Below are 20,052 nucleotides of genomic sequence, written 5' to 3'. Positions count from 1 at the left end.
CCGGTCGTCATGCGGCCCGCCACGGGTCCGCCGACCCGACCCACCTCAGCTGGGTGTCGGAGATCAGGCCGAACGTGTGGACCCGCGCCCCGACGGCGCCGGCGTCGGCGGCTCCGGTGAGCCGCCGGCGCACCTGCTCCTCGGCGGCGACGTCCGGTGGGAAGGCCCGGACACTGGCCAGCACCGCGGCCGCGGCACCGCCATCGCGGCCGCCGGCCACTCCCCGTACGGCGGCCGCGATGTCGTCGTCGGCGTCGGCTGGGTCCCGCCCGTCGGTGCTGACGACGACGGCGTCGGCCAGCGCGCCGAGCGCTGGGGTGAGCGGCGAGCGTGACCCCACCGTCGTCGGCGAGACGCCGGCGTGCACGACCACCGGCAGCCCTGCCGCACGCACGGGCGACGCCGCGGCGGCAACGAGCGCAGCACCGACGTCGTCGCGCACCTCCGCCAGCAGGGCCAGCTCCGCCCGCACCGCCGGGTCCAGCTCCGGGTCCACGTCCCCGCCGAAGGATCCCGCCAGCCTGCGCCGCACCTCCTCGCGGACCGCGGCGGCGAGCCGCTCGGGGTCGCCGCCCCACGCAGTGAAAAGTCGGCGGCAGGCCGGGCAGAAACACAGCGACAGCAGGTAGGCGGTGTCGTCGCCGACGGGGACTCCGGCCTTGTCGTGCAGGGACGCGTGCCGGAAGCCGTGGTAGCCGACGGCCTCCAGCTCGACCCAGTCCGGGGCGAGCCGGTCCGTCGCGTCCCGGACCAGCGCCTCGGCGTACGCACGCACCTCGTCATGGGCGGGGCACAGGGCGTGCCGGTAGACGTCGCCGAAACAGTTGACCAGCGCCAGGTCGGGAGCCAGCGTGGCCAGCCGGGTCGAGTGCAGCACGCTCAGCCACAGTCCGGTACCGAGGCCCACGGCGCGGCATGCCGCCACCGCCGCGACGGCGCAGTCGGCCCACGGGGCCGGCGGCGCGGCCGGCGCCAGCCGTCCCGGGTACCGCGCCGCGTCCACCGGCCAGTACGCCGCGGCATGCGGCTGGTCGACGACGCGCGGCGCACCGTCCCGTGAGCCGCGCGCCCGCAACGCGCGGACGGCGTGATAGGCCCCGGCGACGCAGACGGCGCCGACGCCTGCCCCGGCGATGGCCTGTCCGGCATCGGGGTCGATCGCGAACTCCCACGGGTACGCGAGCAGTCCCGTGCCGGTCACCACCGTGGTCTCCGGTCCACCCAGCCGGGCACGTGCCGGCGCATCGCCGCGACGTCGTCGCGGGGCCGCTCGCCGTCCCGGAGCCAGCGCTCGTGCATCCGGGCCAGCTGGTCGCGGTCGAGGGTGACACCCAGGCCCGGTGCGTCGCCGACGGCGATCCGGCCCTCCTTGATGACCGGCGCGTCGACGACGTCCTCGACCGTCCACGGGTAGTGGGTGTCGCAGGAGTAGTCCAGCCCGGGCAGCACCGCCGCGGCCTGCACCATCGCGGCCAGGCTGATGCCGAGGTGCGAGTTCGAGTGCATGGACAGGCGCAGTCCGAGCGCCGCGCAGACCGCGCCGAGCTGCTGGGTGGCGCGTAGCCCGCCCCAGAAATGATGGTCGGCCAGGATGATGCCGGCGCTGCCGAGCTCCACGCAGCGGCGGATCTGCCGGAACGACGTGACCACCATGTTGGTGGCCAGCGGGGTGGAGGTGGCCGACGCCACGTGCGCCATGCCGGTCAGCCCGGCGGTCGGGTCCTCCAGGTACTGCACCAGCCCGTCGGTCTTGCGCGCGACGTCGAGGCTGGTCGGCACGGTCCAGGCGGCGTTCGGGTCGATGCGCAGCGCCACCCCCGGGAACGCCGCGGCCAGCCGTTCCAACGTCTCGACCTCGGCCACCGGATCGAGCACTCCGCCCTTCAGCTTGAGCGAGCCGAACCCGTAGTCGGCGACGAAGCGCTGGGCCAGCCCGACCATGGCGGCCGGGTCGAGGACCTCGCCCCACTCGTCCTCGGGCTCGCCGGGGTGGGCACCGAACTTGAAGAACAGGTAGCCGCAGAAGTCGACCTCGCTCCGGACGCGGCCACCGAGCAACTGGTGCACCGGCCGGTCGAGCAGGCGGCCCTGCGCGTCGAGGAAGGCCACCTCGAACGCCGAGTACGCCTTCACCCGGGTCGTGCCGGCGAACGTGCCCGGCTCCCGCACCTCGGCTGCCGTGACGACGTCCGGCTGCCCGTCCACCAGCGGGTCCACGTCGAGGATGCGGGCCAGCTCGACCAGGTCGAAGACGTCGCCGCCGGGCAACCGCCGGGCCGCCTCCCGGGCGACGGCCAGCACCGCGGGATCGCCGAACGTCTCCCCCAGCCCGACCGCGCCACCGGCCGTGTGCACCTCGATGACCAGCCTCGCCACGGTGGTTCCGTGCACGCCGGCGGAGTTGCGCAGCGGTGGCTCGACGAACGCGACCGGTGTCAGCCGCACCTCGACGATGCTGCTGTCGGCCCTGGTGCCGGTGGTCATGCGGTGCCTCCGTCGGCTTGGACGGCCACGCCCCGGCTGCGCGCCTGCGCGAGTAGTCCGCCGTCGACAGCGAGGCAGTGGCCAGTGGTGGAGCGGGCGTCGTCGGACACCAGGAACGACACCGCGGCGGCGACGTCGGCCGGCGCGGCGCCGCGGCCCAGGGGCAGGTCCGGATGACTCCCCGCGACCGCCGCCGGCACGACGGCGTTGACGCGGATGCCGTGCTCGCCGAGGTCGACCGCCAAGGCCCGGGTCAGCGCCTCGACGGCGCCCTTGGTGGCGTCGTACACGGCCCGGTGCAGGTGCGCGCGGGTGGCGCCCGGCGACGACACGTTGACGACGGCGCCCGGCTCGCCCGCGGCGATCCACCGACGGGCGGCGGCCAGGGTCAACGCCAGCACCGGCCGCACGTTGATCGCCTGCGCGGCGTCCCAGTCGGCAACGGTCACGTCCTCGGGGCGTCGGCGCGGCCCGGTGACGCCGGCGTTGTTGACGACGGCGCGCAGTCCCGGCAGCGAGGCGACCAGCTCCGAGACCCGCGCCAGGTCACCGTCGTCGGCCAGGTCGGCGACGACGTCGTCCGGCGAGCCCGTCTCCAGGCCGACCCCGACGACGTCCCAGCCCTCGGCTCGCAGCCGGTCGGCCAGCGCGCCACCGATCAGCCCGGTCGCGCCGGTGAGCAACACGGTGCGGCCCGTCACAGCGCCGTCTCCCCGGTCCCCGCGCCCTGCGGGACCGAGACGTGACCGTCCGGGCCGACCGGGAAGCGTGGCGTGGCCGGCAGCCCCGCCACGATCACCTCGTAGTACGTGGTGTTGGGGATCGCGCAGGCGAGGTGCAGGTTCGCGGCACCGCCGCCGTGCACCTCCGCCCGCAGCCCGTGTGCGTCGGCCAGGTGGGCAATCCGCAGCGCGCCGGTGATGCCGTCCTTGTAGTGCACTCCGGTGCGGACGAGATCGACGGCGCCGGCGGTGATCCAGTCGGCGACGGCGTGATGGACGCCCGGCGTCGTCTCCGGCCCGAGGATCGGCACCCCGACGGCGTCATGCAGCCGGGAGTACGGCCCGATGCCCCACTCGCGCATCGGCTCCTCGTACCAGCCGAACCCGAGGTCGGTGAGGACGTGACCGAGCCGGACCGCGTCGCGCAGGTCGAACGCGCCGGAACCGTCGTACATGAGATCGATGTCGTCGCCGACGTGCCGTCGCAACCGCCGGACCAGCTCGGCGTCGCGTCCGGCATCGCCCCAAGCGTGCAGCTTGATGGCTCGGAAGCCGGCCTCCAGGCAGGTGTCGGCCACGGCAAGGTAGGTGTCGACGTCCTCGTACGTGACGGTGCTCGCGTACGCCGGGATCCGGGTCCGGGCCCCGCCGAGCAGCGCGTACAGCGGAAGCCCGGCCGCCTTGGCCTTGAGGTCCCACAGCGCCACGTCGACGGGACCGAGCGCGTACGGCGGGAAGTGCTCGACCCGGTCCGCCTCGTGCAGCGCCGCCCAGCAGTCCTCGGTGAGCATGGCGTCGCGGCCGACCAGGGTTGGCCGGATCCGCCGCTCGACCAGGTCGACGCCGATGGTGCCGCGCGGCAGCACCGCGACACCCACCGTGCCGTCGTCGGCGACGATCTCGAGTTGTGTGACCCCGCGGGTCTTCCCCGACGGCGGCAGACCGTCGCGCCACCGGAACGGCGGATCGACCGGGAGGACGTGCTCGGTGGCCCGGACGTCGACGATGGTCCGTGCGGTCATGGCGGTGCTCACCCTTTCAGAGCGCCGGAGGACAGGCCGGCGACGACCTGCCGTTGCAGCAGGATGTAGACGATGACGACGGGCACGACCGTGATCAGCACGCCGGCCGCGATGAGCCCGTAGTCGCTGGCGTACTCGGAACTGAACGAGGCCAGGCCCAGCGAGATGGTCCGGTTCTCGGGGCTGCGGATGAGCACGCTGGCGTACACGTACTCGTTCCACGCGCCCAGGAACTCCAGCACTGCCACCGTCGCCAGGGCCGGCCGGCACAGCGGCACCACCACCCGACGGAAGATGGTGAACTCGCCCGCTCCGTCGATCAGCGCGGCCTCCTCCAGCTCTGCCGGCACGTCCTTCATGAAGGCGGCCAGCAGGAACACCGCTTTGGGCAGCGCGAACGCCGTGTAGACGAGGATCAGCGAGGTGAGGCTGTCGAGCAGGCCGGCGTTGTTCATGACGATGAACGTCGGCACGAGCAGCGCCTGCAGCGGCACGCCGACGCCGATGGCGAACGCCAGGTACACCATCGACGACCCCGGGAAGCGCATCCGTACGATCGTGTAGGCCACCGTGGCCGCCAACAGCGTGCTGGCCACCGTCGTCACGACCGCCACGAGTGCGGTGTTGACGAAATAGTCGCCGATGTTCGCGGTGGTCCAGGCACGGGTCAGGTTGTCGAAGCCCCACGACTGCGGCAGCGCGAACGGGTCGGCGAAGATCTCGGCGTTGGACTTGAACGCCGAGATCGCCACGAATGCGAAGCCGAAGATCGTGATCGCGGCGTAGCCCCACACGAAGGAGCCGCGGGCCAGCGCCAGCACCGGCCGCCGCGGCCGGCCGGGCGACGCACCTGCCTCGGTGGTCGGCGGCGGGGTCTCCGTGACGGTCATGGCGTCGGCCTCCTCATGACGAGCCGGAACAGCCGCGGGATGCTGACGACCAGTACCACGACCAGCGTGAGCACGACCGCGACGGCGCTGCCGTAGCCGTACTCGAACCGCTCGAAGCCCTGGGCGTACAGGTAGGAGCCGGTGATCTCGGTCCGGTTGCCCGGGCCGCCGCCGGTCATCAGCAGCACGAAGTCGAAGACCTTGAACGCCGTGGTGATGCACAGCAGCAGGCACAGCCCGATGGCCCGCGACAGCAGCGGCAGCACGATGTGCCGCAGCCGCTGGTAGCCGTTGACGCCGTCGATCTCGGCGGCCTCGAGCACCTCGCCGGGCAGGCCCTGCATGGCCGCCAGCAGGATGATCATCATGAGCCCGACCTCCTTCCACAGCAGTGGAACGGAGACGGCGGTCATGGCGGTGAGCGGGTCGCCCAGCCAGTCGCGGCCGAGGTCGTCCAGGCCCACCCGCTCCAGCAGGGCGTTCAGGACACCGAAGTTGGGCTCGTACAGGAAGCCGAACAGCAGCGCGACGGCGGCGGTGGAGATGACGACGGGCAGGAAGTACACGGTGCGCAGGAACCGCCAGCCGCGTACCCGCCGGTAGAGGAACCAGGCCAGCAGGAACGCGCCGGGCAGTTGCACGAAGACCAGCAGGCCCGTCATGTACAGCGTGTTGACCAATGCCTGGCCGAAGATCGGGTCGGCGGCGAGCCGGGTGAAGTTGTCCAGCCCCACGGGAACCGGGTCACTGACCGCGTTCCAGTCGTAGAAGCTGTACAGCACGGTCTGGCCGACCGAGCCGATGAACAGCCAGCCGTACAGCGCAACCGCGGGCAGCAGGAACAGCGCCAGGACCAGCAGGTTGCGGCCCCGGTACCGGTTGCGACGCAGGCTGGAGCGGCGGCGGGGGCGCACGGTGCCCGCCGGCTGTCGCGGCGCGGCGCCGGGGACCCGCCCGGACGGTGCACGACCGGCCGGGCCCCCGTGAGTGACGGCGCTGGACGCCGATGGTGCGGCCATGGACGTCAGAGCCTCGCCGGGTCGGCGGCGGTGGCGTCGAGCAGCGCGTCGGCGAACTGCTCGGGCGTCAGCTCCCCGATGAACAACCGCTCGGCCAGCGACGTCAGGCTCTCGAACGCCCCAGCGGTCAGCTTCTCGTCGAGCTTGTCGGCGAACTCACCGGATGCGACGGCGTCGGCGCGGGTCTGCAGCATGTCCTGAACCAGAGCCGGCAGCGCCGACGTGTCGACGTCGAGCTCGTCGTCGACCATCGGCGACGGGTACCAGGAGATCTCGACGAGGTCGGTGTTCACCTCCGGGCCGGCCAGGTACTCGGCCAGCTCCAGGGCGGCCGCGCGGCGCTCCTCGTCCGCCCAGGCGTCGGCGCTGATGTACACGTAGTAGCCGGCGCCGGCCAGTGTGCGCACGTCGGCGCCCGGGTAGGTCGACAGCGTCGTGGTCTCGATGACCTCGTCGGTGAGGTTCCCGATGGTCCAGGTCTCGTTGTAGAACATCGCCGCCGCGCCGGAGTTGTACAGCTCGAGCGCCTGCAGGGTCTGCAGGGTCTCGGCACCTTCCGGGAACGCGCCCGCGTCGCGCAGCTCCATCACCTGAGCGGCGGCGGACGTGATGGCGTCCCGAGTGGCCGGGTCACCCGTCGCCACTGCGTCCAGGCCGTCCGCGCCCAGCTCGCGGGCGAGGAACAGCTCGAACAGGTACCGCTCGGCGGTGCCGTTGACCGCGAACGGGATGACGTCGGCGGCCACCAGTTCCTCGACGGCGCGCAACACGTCCGCCTCGTCCTGTGGCGGCTCGACGCCGGCGGCGTCCATAACCGCGTCGTTGATCAGGAGCACCTGGGCGTAGGCGCCGATGGGCAGCCCGTACACCCGGCCGTCCCAGGTGACGGAGTCGAACGCGCCCTCCTCGTAGCGGTCCCGGATCTCGGGGTTCTCGTCGAGGTAGTCGGTCAGGTCGGCGAGGCGGTCGTCCTCGATGTAGGGCGAGGTGTCCCGGGTTCCCCAGTGCAGGAACACGTCGGGCTCCCGGCCGGCGGCCATGTCCGAGGAGACCAGGGTCTTGATCTCGTTGCCGGCCGCGGTCTCGACGGTCAGGTCGATCTCGGGGTGCTCCTCCTGGAACCGCTCGACCGCGGGTTCGAAGGCGCGGGCCTGCGGGACCTCTCCGGTCCAGCCGTGCGCGAGCCGCAGGCTGACCGTCTCGCCGGACTCGCCCGAACCTTCCGAGCTGCCGGTGGTGTCGTCGGCCTCCGAGCCGCTGAAGCACCCGCTCAACGCGAGCGAGAACGCCGCCGCGGCCGCGACCCTCGCCGTCCATCCAGCCTTCATGGCAGGTGATCTCCTCTCGTTGCGGCAGGCGCGCGTCACGCTGCGCCGCCGTCGATGCGGGACAGTTCGATGTCGTCCACGTGGAAGGTGCCGGTGTCACCGGAGAAGGCGCCGAACTGCAGGAGCGCGAGGTCGTCGACGCTTCCCCGGAACGGTACGTCCACGGCGAGGATGGTTCCGTCGACGGCGACGCTGTAGCGGTTCGCGGCGACGTCGATGCGTAGCACGAGGTCGTACCAGCGGCCGGCCTCGTAGCCGCCGATGGCGCCCCAGGAATTCGAGCGGTAGACGCCGAAGTTGCCGTTGTTGAGGAAGGCGACCATCGGCCCGTGGACGTTGGCGCCGTCACGCAGCCAGGGCCCGTACCCGTACGCACCGGTCTGCTCGGCGCGGGTCCGCAGCCTCAGCACGAGCTCGCCGGTCTGCGCCGGGAACGGCAGCGACGCCAGGAACGACGACGAACCGGTGGTCTGGTGGTCGATCCGCAGGCTCCGGCCGGTGCCGTCGGGGTCGGCGACGACGCCGGCGCTGCCCGGCGAGCCGGACGTCGTCCATCCCGCCGGCAGCGAGCCGAGGTCCGTGGCCTCGAAGTCCTCGGTCAGGATGCTGATCTCCGGCGCGACCAGCACGTCGCGCGGCTCGGACCAGACGAGCGCGTCCGCGGTGGTGACGGAGGCGTCGGCCAGGCCGAGCCGGAACTCGTGCCGGCCGATCGGCACCGTCCCGCCGAGCCGCAGTTCCCGGCCGGTCAGACCACGCAGGTCGACGGCGTCGGCGAACCGCTCCGGAGTGCCGAACACGGCGCGGCCGTTCGCGTCCGTGGTGACGGCGCCGTGGCCGTCGACAGTGAACGTGCGGCCGGCCAGGTCGCTACCGGCGTCCAGGATCCAGCGCACCTCGGTGTCCGGGTCGATGTGCGCCGCCCGCGCCACGCGCGCCGTCACCTGAACCTCGGCCGCGCCGTCCTCGACAGGCCCCGCTGTCGCGGTCAACCGGAATGCGGCGTACGGGTCGCCGACCTCCCAGTCGGCGGCGGAGATCCCGGCGTCGCGAGCGATCTCCTCGGCCGCGGCCGGCCACGGCGTGCCCACGGCCACCCGCACGTTGCCGGTCAGGACGTTGTCGCCGTTCTCCCGCGCCACGACGCCGTCGGCGGCGGGACCGGAGCCGCCCTGCCAGTAGGTCTCGCGGACGGTGTTGCCGAACGCTCCGGTCGGGTAGCGCCGGTTGGTGAAGTCCTGCTGGAGCGCGAGGGTGGCGGACCCGAGCGAGACATTCCGGGCGAGGTCGATCTGGCTGGAGCCCTCGTCGAGATACAGCGCGAGCACCGAGTCCTCGATGACGTTGCGGTGGATCGTGGTGCCGGGCTGGGCACCGAGCGTGTAGATGGCGCCGCCGTCGTGCAGGGTGGTCATGGCGTTCCTGATGGTGTTGCCGACGATCGCGTTGTCCCTCGCGATGGAACCGGCCAGCAGCTGCGGCTGCGCCCACCCCCAGCCCATGCTGATGGCGCTGTACGGCAGGTCGACGAGGTCGTTGTGCGCGACCGTGACCTCCTGCGTGTAGCCGACGAAGACGCCGACCGCCGAGGCGTAGTCCAGCCCCACCCGCGCGATGTGGTTGCCCGTCACGTCGACACCGCGGATGATGTCCCGCTCGTCCTCCGGGTTGTAGTTCCTGGTGTCGTACGGCGACGTGGTGTCGTACGTGTACGAGCCGTCGGACAGGTCGACCTCGCCGATCTGGACTCCGCCGCCGGCGACGTCCTCGATGCGTGAGCGGGCGACCGTCACGTCCCGCGAACCCCGGGCGATGTCGAGCGCGGCGTTGCCGAGCCGGGTGAACACGGCGTCGGTGACCGACACGCGGTGCGCATGCTCCAGGTACACCGCGCCCGGCGTCACCAGCATCGGTGCGACCTTGTTGTCCATGCCCGGTTCCGGCAAGCGGACCAGGTTGCCCTGGATGTCCGGGTGGCCGCCCAGCTCGCCGCTGGGCTGCATCCAGGTCGAATGCGCGAACGTGATGCCGTCGAAGGCGAGGTCGTGAACCGGCTCGTCGGCCGTACCGTCCACCGTCACCAGCCGCTCGACCGCCGGGATGACGACGTCGGCGGTGCTCAGGTCTTCACCGGCACGCGGAATGTAGTACACGGTGTCGGCGACCGGGTCGAGGTACCACTCGCCCGGCTCGTCGAGGAAGGTGTAGTCGTTCTCGATCCATTCCGGCGGCGTAGTGGTCGACGTGCCGCCCTTGCGCCGGTTGTAGCCCCAGCCGGGCTGGGCCATGGTGACGCGGGTGCGTCCGTCGGTCGTCTCGGACACGGACGCGACGAGGTTGCGCGGCTGCGTCCAGATGCGCCGGTACACCAGCTCGACGCCCTCGGGACGCTGCCAGGCGAGCGGGCCGGCGTCGGTGGTCACGTGACCGGTGTCGTCGGTGGTAGTGGTACCGGTGAAGGACTCGGTGCGGGCGCGGGTGGCGCGGGCGCCGTCGACGTAGAGCTGCCGGGCAGTCCGCCCGTCGGCCGGCGCCGCCCAGATGCCCGCGGCCGGATCGTGGACCGCCCACCCGTCCACGAGTCGGCCGCCGTCGATCACGGGTTCCTCCCCGGGCCAGGCCGCCCAGGTGACCGGGTGGCCGTCGCGGCCGGAGTCGCGCGCGTCGAAGCTTAACGTGTCGCTCAGCTCGTACCGGCCGCCGCGCAGCAGCACCTCCACACCACCGCCGGGAATGGCATCGAGATCCCGGACGGCCTGCTGAGCCGCTGTCAGCGTCCGCAGTGGCGCGCCCACCGTCCCCGGGTTGTCGTCGTCGCCATCCGGCGCGACGACGATGGTGACGGTTGCGGCGGCGTGCGCGGGCGGGTTCGCGTGGGCCGGCGGGCCGAGGCGGTCCGGGGTCGCCGCCTGAGCCGGCAGCACCGCCGCGACCAGCGTCGTCAGGGCGGCTACGGCTCCCGCGGCGCGAATCCCGGTGGCCTCGCGTCGGTGCGTCGAAGTACGCGTCATCGCGTCCTCTCCCTCAGTGGCTGCTCGGCCACGGTCGGCGTCGGTGTCCTCTGGTCCCCGCTGACGCTATTTATGACGGGCAAGTTTCAACAAGGTGGTATTGAGATGAACTGCCTATTACTCTGCTCGACAGGGCCCCGTCCGGAACGTCACGTTCAGCTGCTCTCCCCCAGTGCGGCGCGCGCCTTGCCCACCAGGTCGACCAGGCTCCGCGCGGTCGCGCCGTCGGCCGTCGGCAACGGGGCGCGCGGCACACCGACGTCGCCGAGCAGAGCCGAAACACCCGCCTTCACCAGGCTGACGGCGTAGCCGCGGCGGCGGTCGCGCAGTTCACCGAAGGGCCGGTAGAACGCGTCGAGGATCTGCTCCTGTCGCGCGGCGTCACCGTCGGCGACCGCGCGACGGAACGCCACCGCGATGTCCGGGACGAAGTTGTAGACCGCCGACGAATAGCCGGTGACCCCCAGGCCGCCGAATGCCGCCGCGGAGAGCTCGGCGGTGGGCATGCCGTTCAGGACGACCCGCTCGTCGCCCAGCGCGCCGACCATCCGGGAGAGCCGCTCGGCATCGCCGATGCCGTCCTTCACCCCGAGCACGTTCGCGTGTTCGCACAGCAGCAGGAGGGCGTCGGCGTCGAGCGGTGCTTCCGGACGCACGTAGAGCAGGACCGGAAGGTCGGTCGCGGTGATCACGCCGCGGTAGTAGTCCGCGAGGGCGTGCGCGTCACCCGGCGCCAGGTACGGCGGCAGGAGCAAGGCACCGTCGGCCCCTGCCTGCTCGAGGAACGCCAGCTGCTCCCGCGCGACGGCCTGGTTGACCCCCACGCCGGCGAGCACCGGCAGCCGGCCGTCGACGGTGCGCACCGCCTGCTCGACAACGGCTCGGTACTCGACCGGCGCGAGCGCGGCGTACTCGCCCGTACCGCAGGCCGGGAAGACGGAGGTGGCTCCGTGCCGCACCTGATGATCGACATGCGCGGCGAAGCGGAGGAGGTCCACGTCGCCACCGGCCTCGAACGGGGTGACGGGGAAGGAGTTCAGGCCGGACAGCGCCCGGCGGAGCTCGTCGGCTCGATGGTGTCCAGTCACGGCGACGACTGTATTGATAGAGACTGGCTCGCAACAAGGCGCTACTAAGACTGAACGACGATCAATGAGCTGTTCGGTCGGGAGCGACCTTGACCACGCTCGAAGTCGTAGCGTTCCGCCGACGACGACTCCGAGGAGAACCCATGCGCTACCCGGGCGGCGCCTGGAGCCCGCAGTCGCTGACCGAGCGCACCCGCCGGCGCCGTCCGGTCGAGCACCCGCCGCGGACGCCCCGGTCGGCGGCTCGACCTCCTGAGGTATGCATCGGCTCGCTCGTGTGGGCGCCATCGACGGCGTCGATTCACATGTGACAAGTGTCGGCAGGATTCCGCAGGCGGCGTCACAGCAGGCGAGCTCGAGATGCGAATGCATTCGCACGAGGTGCGCGATGACCGCGTCGGAACAATTGAAAGTTGAAGTTCTGCTACCGCAGCGAATTCATCCGAGAAGAATGGCCGATCGGCCGATGCCGGGATCATGGAGACGGCCGAGCCGCGGCCGGCCGGAAAGGAAAGTTCCCGGACGAGAAAAGAAAGTGAAACTCGAAAGATGCTGACACGGGCGGCTGTCGTGCGTGCCGCCCGTGTCGACGTCTGGCGGCTTCATCGATGCGCGTGAAGATCATGTCCCACCCTCGAGAATGATCACGCCGCACCAGCGACTCCGACCCGATCGCGCGCGACCGGAGTGACCTCACAGATCGCGCGACTTCTAGTTGCGCGTTACCGCGCAGCCCCCATCACGGCCTGGCCCGCCGCCTACGGGCCCAGCCTGTCTTCCCCGTGTTACCGCCCCCGCTCGGCACAAGTCGAGCGTGTAGTGAGGCGATCCTCACCCCTCAGAGCTCGCCGACCTCGACACGCTCTACGGCGGACCCTTGCCCGTTGAGCAGCGCTCGCACCTCGGACTCGCGGTACCGCCGGTGGCCACCGAGTGTCCGGATCGACGTGAGCTTGCCGGCCTTGGCCCACCGCGTCACTGTCTTCGGATCCACCCGGAACATGGCCGCCACCTCGGCAGGAGTGAGGAGGGGCTCGGCGTCTTGCGTCCTGGTCGCCATCGTCACCTCCTTTAGAACCATAGCGGGAGGTTTCCCGCCACACCGGATATTCCACCTTGTCGCCACCCTGAGCGGCACCCCCGTACGGCTGGACCGTTGCCATCCATTCGGATGATGTCCGCCCAGGATGCCTCTAGCCTACGTAAGGTCGACGTAAGCCGCGAACCGGCCCAAGTCATGCCAGGCCGGATCATCTGGCCTCGGAGATCGTCCGAGCGCCAGCACCCTCAGCGTCAGCTTCGCGCGCCGTTCCCCGCCGCTTGACTGCGAGACACAGGACGGCCCCGCAGACGACGGCGACGACCGGAACGATCAGCGTCGGCTTCATTGCATCAACATAGCCCTGTATGAACACATCGTGGGCCATTTCGGCGATCTTTCCCGCGACTTCTTCCGGAACTCCTGGTGGAAGTGGAATGTCAATACTGTCCTGCGCGGGGCTGACCTGCACTCCGCCCGCCGCGGCATCTTCGAAACCCGCGATGAACGGACCGCGAACGCCCGCCGGCAATTCCCTTGCGGCCGCAACCGCCTCGGAATGCATGGCGCCCACGAGCAAGCTCTGCAACGCCGCGCCGACCGATGCGCTGCCGAGCACCTGGCCCAGCTGCCGGGTGGTGTTCAGCACCCCTGACGCGGCGCCCGCCACCCGGCCGGGCACGTCGCGCATCGCCACCGTGTTCATCGGTGCGAAGACGCCACCCAACCCGAGCCCGGCCACCAGCAGCGGCGGCAGGAAATGCCACCACGCCGAGTCCGCCGCGGCCACCAGGGCGAAACCGCCGATGCCCACGCCGAACAGCAGCAGCCCGACCATCAGGATGTACTTGCCACCCACCCGGTCGCTGAGCCTTCCCGCGAACGGAGCCACCACCATAGACACCGCCGACATCGGCGCGAGCGTCAGCCCCGCCTGTAGCGCCGAGAAGCCGAGCACCGACTGCAGGTAGATGGTGATCGGCAGGAAGGTCCCGACCATCGCGATCGAGACCAAGCCGGCCACCGCGTTCATGACCGAGTAGTTGCGGTCGCGGAACAGCTCGAACGGGATCAGTGGTTCCCGGTCCTGGCGGCGGGCCTGCACCATTAGGAACACCGCCAGCAGGGCGGCACCGGTCGCCAGCAAGGCTGGTATCGATACGAACCGCCACACCTGTCCCCAGCCGAACCGCTCACCCTCGACCAGGCCGAAGGTCAGGCACACCAGCGCCACGCTGGCCAGCGCGACGCCGGGGAGGTCCAGCGAGTGCCGCTCCCGGCGCGGCGACTCAGGGATGATGGTCCACGCCATGGCCAGCACGAGCACGCCGACCGGCACGTTGATGAAGAAGATCCACCGCCAGTCGAACGCGGTGACCAGGAACCCGCCGAGGGTCGGACCGGCGACCGTGGCCACCCCGGCGACGGCACCCCAGATGCCGAACGCCGTGCCACGCCGCTCCGGCGGGAACGTGGTGATCAGCAGCGCCGACGTCTGCGGCATGAGGATGGCCGCACCGATTCCCTGGAGCACCCGGAAGGCGATCAGCATGGCCGGGCCTTGTGCCAGCCCACAGGACAGCGACGCGAGCGTGAAGACGGTGACGCCGAGCATGAACATGGCCCGCTGGCCGCGCAGGTCGCCGAGGCGGCCGGCGGTGATCACCAGAACGGCCAGCATGATGACGTAGGAGTTGATCACCCAGAGGATCTCGTCGAGCGAGGCGCCCAGGTCGTCCATCATGCTCGGGATCGCGATGTTCACGATGGTCACGTCGAGCAGGGTCATGAAGAACCCGAGGCACAGAGCGATCAGGATCGCCCACGGGTTGCCGCGCCATCTCCTCAACACAAGCCTCCTTGCTCGTCCTACAGTGAGCGTGACATCAGCCCGCACCACCCCGCGGGCCCGGACGTGAAAGGGTCACCACCATGACCGAGGCGTCGCCCCTCGTATTCGGCCGTCACACGGGACACGAACAGGTCGTGTTCTGTCAGGACGCCGGCAGCGGACTTCGAGCCATCATCGCGCTTCACTCCACCGCTTTGGGGCCCGCCCTCGGCGGTACCCGGTTCTATCCCTACGAATCGGAGGAGGCCGCTCTCGACGACGTGCTGCAGCTATCCCGCGGCATGACGTACAAGAACGCGCTGGCCGGCCTCGACCACGGGGGCGGCAAGGCCGTCATCATCGGTGATCCGGAGCTCGACAAGTCCGAGCCGCTGCTGCGCGCCTACGGTCGCTTCGTCGCGTCCCTCGGCGGCCGCTACATCACCGCCTGCGACGTCGGCACCTACGTCGCCGACATGGACGTCGTCGCGCGCGAGAGCCGCTGGGTCACCGGCCGCTCGGCGGCGGAGGGTGGCGCGGGCGACTCCAGCGTCCTCACCGCATACGGCGTGTTCCAGGGCATGCGCGCCTGCGCCGAGCGGTTGTGGGGCAGCACCACCCTCACCGGCCGCCGCGTCGGCATCGCCGGCGTCGGCAAGGTGGGCTCCAAGCTGGCCGGACTGCTGCTCGACGACGGCGCCTCCGTCGTCGTCACCGACGTGTCGGAGGCGGCGCTCGAGCAGGTCCGCACCGCCCACCCGCAGGTGGAGGTCGTCGACGACGCCGATGCGCTGCTGCGCGCCGGGATCGACGTGTATGCCCCGTGCGCGCTGGGCGGGGCGCTGGATGACGACACCGTCACGGCGCTCGCCGAGGACGGCGTGGCGGCGATCTGTGGCGGGGCCAACAACCAGCTGGCGCACGCCGGCATCGAGAAGCAGCTCGATGACGCCGGCATTCTCTACGCGCCCGACTACGTGGTGAACTCCGGCGGAGTGATCCAGGTCGCCGATGAGCTGCACGGATTCTCCTTCGAACGGGCCAAGTCCAAGGCCGAGCAGGTCTTCCGCACCACCCGCGACATCTTCGCGCTCGCCGCCGAGGACGGCGTCCCGCCGGCGGTCGCGGCGGACCGGCTGGCCGAGCGGCGAATCGCCGCAGTGAGCCGACTGCGGGACGTCTACCTCGGACGATGACCCGGGCGGCCCGTAGTTCGAACCGGATGAGGCGGAACAGGCTCGGACCCTGTACCGTTGTCCCTACGAGCAGATGTCATTCGAAGGGAAACGAGGGCGTCCGGTGAACTGGTCGCCCCGGTTTTGTGCGAGGGGGTCGACCCTATGGGGCGCGGCCGGGCCAAGGCCAAGCAGACAAAGGTCGCCCGTCGGTTGAAGTACCAGCAGCTGGACACCGACTTCGACGCTTTGCAGCGGGAGTTGGGCACCGACGGCAATGGCGGCGAGGTCACCAACCTCGACGAGGACGACGACGAGGAATACTCGCGTTACCTCGCCGACGAGGACGACGAACGCCGTCGTCACGCGGGTTGACCGAGTCCAGATAGAGCAGGTCGGTCTGTTGGCACCGGGCATCCGGGGCCAACGGACCGCCAGCCCAGCCGATTGGCGACGAACTCAGTCGCGGTAGGCGCCGTGCAGTGTCGCGGCGCCGTTTCCGGCAACCACCTCACCGGCGACCCAGGCGTCCACGCCACGCTCGGTCAGCAACCTGACGGCCGCGTCCGCGGCGTCGGCTGACACCACGGCCACCATGCCGACACCCATGTTCAGGGTCCGCTCGAGTTCAGACTCGGCCACGCCACCGAGCTCCCCCACCATCCGGAACACCGGCTTCGGCGCCCACGTGGCGCGATCCAGCCGGGCCGAGACCGTCTCGGGCAACACCCGCGCCAGGTTGGCCGCCAGCCCGCCCCCGGTCACGTGCGACATCGCGTGCACCTCGACCGCACCGGCCAGCGCCAGGCAGTCACGCGCGTAGATGCGGGTGGGCTCCAGCAGTTCCTCACCGAGGGTGCGGCCGAACTCCGGCACCTGCCGCTCTACCGCCCAGCCGGCCACGTCGAAGAACACGTGCCGCACCAGGGAGTAGCCGTTGGAGTGCAGCCCCGACGACGCCATCGCCACGACGACGTCACCGGCCTGCACCCGCTGCGCACCGAGCAGCGCGTCAGCCTCGACGACCCCGGTGACGGCGCCCGCGACGTCGTACTCGTCCGGACCCAGCAGGCCGGGGTGTTCGGCGGTCTCCCCGCCGCTGAGGGCGCAGCCGGCGGTGACGCAGGCCTGCGCGATGCCCTTGACCACGGCGGCGGTCCGCTCCGGCACCACGCGCCCGCAGGCGATGTAGTCGGTCATGAACAGCGGCTCGGCCCCGCAGACCACGATGTCGTCGACCACCATGCCGACCAGGTCGAAGCCGATGGTGTCGTGGACGTCCATGCGCTGCGCCACCGCCACCTTGGTGCCGACGCCGTCGGTGCTGGTGGCCAGCAGCGGCCGGCGATAGGCCTTGAGGGCGCTGGCGTCGAACAGCCCGGCGAAGCCGCCGAGGCCGCCGACCACCTCCGGGCGGCGGGTCTTCGCCACCCACTCCTTCATCAGCTCGACGGCGCGGTCACCGGCCTCGATGTCGACACCGGCGCTGGCATACGTGGCACCCGAGGGCGCGGGTTCGCTGCTCGACACACCGAAGAGCCTAACCGGAGAGCGTGTCAGCCTCGCGACGCGGACCAGGGATGCCCACGGTTCCGCGTGGTCGCCTGACCCCCCCTTGGAAATGATCACGTCCACCATGGGTCTGCCAGCTTCACCAGGCAAGCATTCCTGGGGAAGGGGGCAGACCCATGGTGGACGTGATCATTTGCCCGTGGGCCGACGTCAGCTGGTGCCCTCGTTGCCGTACACGGTGACGTGCACGTGGTCGTAGTGGTTCGCGGTGTCGTCGCCGCGATCCTCCATGGGCCGCCAGCCATCGCTGGAGCGCTCGACGGTCCAGATGCGCTGTTCCCAGATGACCTCGCTGACGCCCAGCGCCTGGTAGTTCTCGCGGACGTACGCGGCGATCTGGTCGCCCAGCGAGCCGCGGACCATGATGTCCAGCGCGCGGCCCGAACCGTGCTCGCCGCCGTCGCCGGGACGCAGCCCGCCATAGGACGAGACGTCCGGGAACGCCGCACAGACCGCACGGTGCACCCGGATGGCGTCGGGCTGAAGACCGTCCTCGACCGAGGAGCCGGTGGCGCACTCGGCCGCGGAGATGCCGCCGGACGGCTCCTCCTCCGGCTCGGTCTCGGCGAGGTACTCGGTGGCGACCCAGTAGACCTCGTCCTCGAGCAGGATCTGCGACCAGGTGCCTTGGGTGGCGCCCGTGATGGCCACCTGAGTGCCGGTGCCGAGCACCGTCTGCACCTCGGCGTCCGGGTCCGGCTCGGTGCGCACGTTCAGCCCGGCCGTGACGAACAGGTGCCCGGCGACCGTCGGCTCCGGCGTCGGAGTCGGGGTCGGAGTGGGCGTCGGCGTCGGGGTGGGAGTCGGCGTGGGCGTTGGGGTCGGGGTGGGTGTCGGAGTCGGCGTCGCGCTCGGCGTGGGGGCGACCGAGGGCAGCTCGAGGCGGTCCTCACCCCGGCTGGGTACTCGCTCGCGCTCCGGGATGCCGAGCGTGGTGGTGGCGTCGGCGGCAATCGACCCGTCGGTGTCGTCCGGCCAGAACACCACTCCGGTGGCGGCGCCGGCAGCTACGACCGCGGGCGCGGCAACGAGGACGATACGACGAGTGAGCGGATGGGCTTTGGTGCGTCTGTGACGAGACCGTCCATGACGGGACCGCGGCACTACGTTCCTCCCTCGTCGGCGGTCGAGACCATTTCGTGACCGAAGAGCAGGCAACCACAAAACGGGCGATTTGTCACAACTTCGATCACGGCCGCTTCAGCGAGTCAGCCGCCCCACCCGCGCTGAGCAGCGTGTTCAGCCCATCGGTCGGGTCACCGAGTGACGCGGATCGCTCATAACCCTCGCGGTCCGGGGACTCGCACCCGGTGATGCCGGGAATGGCCGACTGCTCGAGGAGGTCCTTGCCCGCACGCTCCGGGGGCTCGATCGGGTACACGCCGTCGAAGCAGGCCCGGCACAGCTTCTCCTTCGGCACCGTCGAGGCCTCCACGAGCTCGTCGAGGTCGACATAGGCCAAGGAGTCGGCGCCGATCGAGCGGCGGATCTCGTCGGTGGACAGGCCGGTGGCGATGAGCTCGGCCCGGGAGGCGAAGTCGATGCCGTAATAGCAGGGCCAGCTGACCGGCGGGCTGGAGATGCGCACGTGTACCTCGCTGGCGCCGGCCTCGCGCAGCATCCGCACCAAGGCCCGTTGGGTGTTGCCGCGCACAATGGAATCGTCGACGACGACGAGCCGCTTACCCGCGACGATCTCGCGCAGCGGGTTGAGCTTGAGCCTGATGCCCAACTGCCGCAGGGTCTGCGACGGCTGGATGAAGGTACGCCCGACATAGGCGTTCTTGACCAGGCCGATGCCGTAGGGGATGCCGGACGCCTCGGCGTAACCGACCGCGGCCGGAGTTCCGGACTCCGGGACCGGGATGACGAGGTCGGCGTCGACCGGGTGCTCGCGGGCCAGCCGCCGGCCGATCTCGACCCGGGTCTGGTGCACCGACCGCCCGGAGATCTGGGTGTCGGGGCGGGCCAGGTAGACGAACTCGAACAGGCAGCCCTTCGGGGCCGCGGCGGCGAACCGGTGCGAGCGCAGGCCGTCGGCGTCGATGGCCACCAGCTCGCCCGGCTCGACCTCGCGGATGAACGAGGCACCGACGATGTCGAGCGCAGCCGTCTCGCTGGCGACCACCCAGCCACGTTCGAGCCGGCCCAGCACCAGCGGCCGGACGCCCTGCGGGTCGCGGGCCGCGTACAGCGTGGACTCGTCGCTGAACACCAACGAGAACGCGCCACGGGCCTGCGCCAGCACCTGCAGCGCGCTCTCTTCGAGCGTCCGGTCGGCGTAGGAGCCCATCAGCGCGGTGATGAGCGCGGTGTCGGTCGTGTTGCCGTAACGCAGCTCGCCGATGTCGGTGCCGACCCGCTGGTGCACCGTGTCGAGAAGCTCGGCAGTGTTGGTGAGGTTGCCGTTGTGGGCCAGCGCGACCGTTCCGGCCGGGGTGGCGCCGAGCGTGGGCTGGGCGTTCTGCCAGTGGCTGCCGCCGGTGGTGGAGTAGCGGGTGTGCCCGACGGCGACGTGCCCGGTCAGCGTGTTCAGCGTGGACTCGTCGAAGACCTGGCTGACCAGGCCCATGTCCTTGTACACGAGGATCTGCTGGCCGTTGCCGACGGCGATGCCGGCGGACTCCTGGCCACGATGCTGCAGCGCGTACAGGCCGAAGTAGGTGAGTTTGGCGACCTCTTCGTCTGGCGCCCACACGCCGAAGATGCCGCAGGCGTCCTGCGGTCCCTTCTCCTGTGGGTCGATGTCGTGTGTGAGTCGTCCATCACCCCGGGCCACGGCACCCAGTGTAGGGCGAACCCTTGATCATCAACGATTCCCCGGCTCATCGCGGCGAAATCGTCGGCGATCATGGGGAAGACGGCCCGCCG

16 protein-coding genes are annotated in these 20,052 nt (G+C 70.9%); 2 read left to right on the top strand and 14 right to left on the bottom strand.

Translation table 11 applies throughout. From position 1 onward, the window contains the following. Positions 1–7 precede the first annotated feature (7 nt). The 11 genes from JIAGA_RS27070 to JIAGA_RS27060 form a co-directional block, all read right to left on the bottom strand. Positions 8–1,204 carry a hypothetical protein gene (locus JIAGA_RS27070; RefSeq protein WP_051425586.1) on the bottom strand — a complete coding sequence of 399 codons (1,197 nt, stop codon included), beginning with the start codon at positions 1,202–1,204 and terminating at the stop codon, positions 8–10. Next, on the bottom strand, positions 1,198–2,484 hold the full coding sequence (locus JIAGA_RS0102415) for an enolase C-terminal domain-like protein (RefSeq protein WP_026874438.1): 1,287 nt from the start codon (positions 2,482–2,484) through the stop codon (positions 1,198–1,200). The genes JIAGA_RS27070 and JIAGA_RS0102415 overlap by 7 nt, the downstream gene beginning before the upstream one ends. Next, a complete protein-coding gene (locus tag JIAGA_RS0102410; RefSeq protein ID WP_026874437.1) occupies positions 2,481–3,185 on the bottom strand; it encodes an SDR family NAD(P)-dependent oxidoreductase in 705 nt (234 codons plus the stop codon). The genes JIAGA_RS0102415 and JIAGA_RS0102410 overlap by 4 nt, the downstream gene beginning before the upstream one ends. Then, complete coding sequence (locus tag JIAGA_RS27065) at positions 3,182–4,228, bottom strand: enolase C-terminal domain-like protein (RefSeq protein WP_157552591.1); 1,047 nt, start codon at positions 4,226–4,228, stop codon at positions 3,182–3,184. Before JIAGA_RS27065 ends, JIAGA_RS0102410 begins: the two co-directional genes overlap by 4 nt. 8 nt (positions 4,229–4,236) lie before the next feature. After that, positions 4,237–5,118, bottom strand: coding sequence for a carbohydrate ABC transporter permease (locus JIAGA_RS0102400; protein WP_026874436.1), 882 nt, complete (start codon positions 5,116–5,118; stop codon positions 4,237–4,239). Further along, complete coding sequence (locus JIAGA_RS0102395; protein WP_026874435.1) at positions 5,115–6,137, bottom strand: carbohydrate ABC transporter permease; 1,023 nt, start codon at positions 6,135–6,137, stop codon at positions 5,115–5,117. The genes JIAGA_RS0102400 and JIAGA_RS0102395 overlap by 4 nt, the downstream gene beginning before the upstream one ends. A 5-nt stretch (positions 6,138–6,142) precedes the next feature. Next, positions 6,143–7,465 (bottom strand): ABC transporter substrate-binding protein, encoded by a 1,323-nt coding sequence (locus JIAGA_RS0102390; RefSeq protein ID WP_026874434.1) that lies wholly within the window; start codon positions 7,463–7,465, stop codon positions 6,143–6,145. 35 nt (positions 7,466–7,500) lie between these two features. Next, positions 7,501–10,476, bottom strand: a complete 2,976-nt coding sequence (locus JIAGA_RS0102385) for a right-handed parallel beta-helix repeat-containing protein (protein ID WP_026874433.1) — start codon at positions 10,474–10,476, stop codon at positions 7,501–7,503. Between the two features lie 155 nt (positions 10,477–10,631). Next, positions 10,632–11,564, bottom strand: a complete 933-nt coding sequence (locus tag JIAGA_RS0102380; protein WP_026874432.1) for a 5-dehydro-4-deoxyglucarate dehydratase — start codon at positions 11,562–11,564, stop codon at positions 10,632–10,634. An 838-nt stretch (positions 11,565–12,402) separates the two neighbouring features. Further along, on the bottom strand, positions 12,403–12,624 hold the full coding sequence (locus tag JIAGA_RS0102375) for a BldC family transcriptional regulator (RefSeq protein ID WP_026874431.1): 222 nt from the start codon (positions 12,622–12,624) through the stop codon (positions 12,403–12,405). Positions 12,625–12,814: 190 nt separating this feature from the next. Beyond that, positions 12,815–14,455: a DHA2 family efflux MFS transporter permease subunit gene (locus JIAGA_RS27060; protein WP_051425584.1), complete on the bottom strand. Its 1,641-nt coding sequence runs from the start codon at positions 14,453–14,455 to the stop codon at positions 12,815–12,817. An 80-nt stretch (positions 14,456–14,535) separates the two neighbouring features. Between JIAGA_RS27060 and JIAGA_RS0102365 the strand changes: the two genes are divergently transcribed. Together JIAGA_RS0102365 and JIAGA_RS0102360 are read left to right on the top strand one after the other, a co-directional pair. Beyond that, positions 14,536–15,630, top strand: coding sequence for a Glu/Leu/Phe/Val dehydrogenase dimerization domain-containing protein (locus JIAGA_RS0102365; protein ID WP_026874430.1), 1,095 nt, complete (start codon positions 14,536–14,538; stop codon positions 15,628–15,630). 144 nt (positions 15,631–15,774) lie between these two features. Beyond that, entirely contained in the window at positions 15,775–15,984 is a 210-nt protein-coding gene (locus JIAGA_RS0102360; protein ID WP_026874429.1) for a DUF3073 domain-containing protein, read from the top strand. 84 nt (positions 15,985–16,068) lie between these two features. Here JIAGA_RS0102360 and purM read toward each other — a convergent pair whose 3' ends face one another. From purM to purF, 3 genes are all read right to left on the bottom strand, one after another. After that, positions 16,069–17,139: a phosphoribosylformylglycinamidine cyclo-ligase gene (gene purM / locus JIAGA_RS0102355; protein WP_026874428.1), complete on the bottom strand. Its 1,071-nt coding sequence runs from the start codon at positions 17,137–17,139 to the stop codon at positions 16,069–16,071. Positions 17,140–17,331: 192 nt separating this feature from the next. Beyond that, positions 17,332–18,165: an SH3 domain-containing protein gene (locus JIAGA_RS0102350; RefSeq protein WP_211239476.1), complete on the bottom strand. Its 834-nt coding sequence runs from the start codon at positions 18,163–18,165 to the stop codon at positions 17,332–17,334. A 205-nt stretch (positions 18,166–18,370) separates the two neighbouring features. Next, positions 18,371–19,960, bottom strand: coding sequence for an amidophosphoribosyltransferase (gene purF / locus JIAGA_RS0102345; protein ID WP_026874426.1), 1,590 nt, complete (start codon positions 19,958–19,960; stop codon positions 18,371–18,373). Between the last annotated feature and the right edge of the window lie 92 nt (positions 19,961–20,052).

Origin of the sequence: Jiangella gansuensis DSM 44835, assembly GCF_000515395.1 — a bacterium.
Classification (GTDB): domain Bacteria; phylum Actinomycetota; class Actinomycetes; order Jiangellales; family Jiangellaceae; genus Jiangella; species Jiangella gansuensis.
The sequence above is the reverse complement of the archived record's forward strand: the minus strand, read 5'-3'. Positions and strand labels throughout refer to the sequence as shown.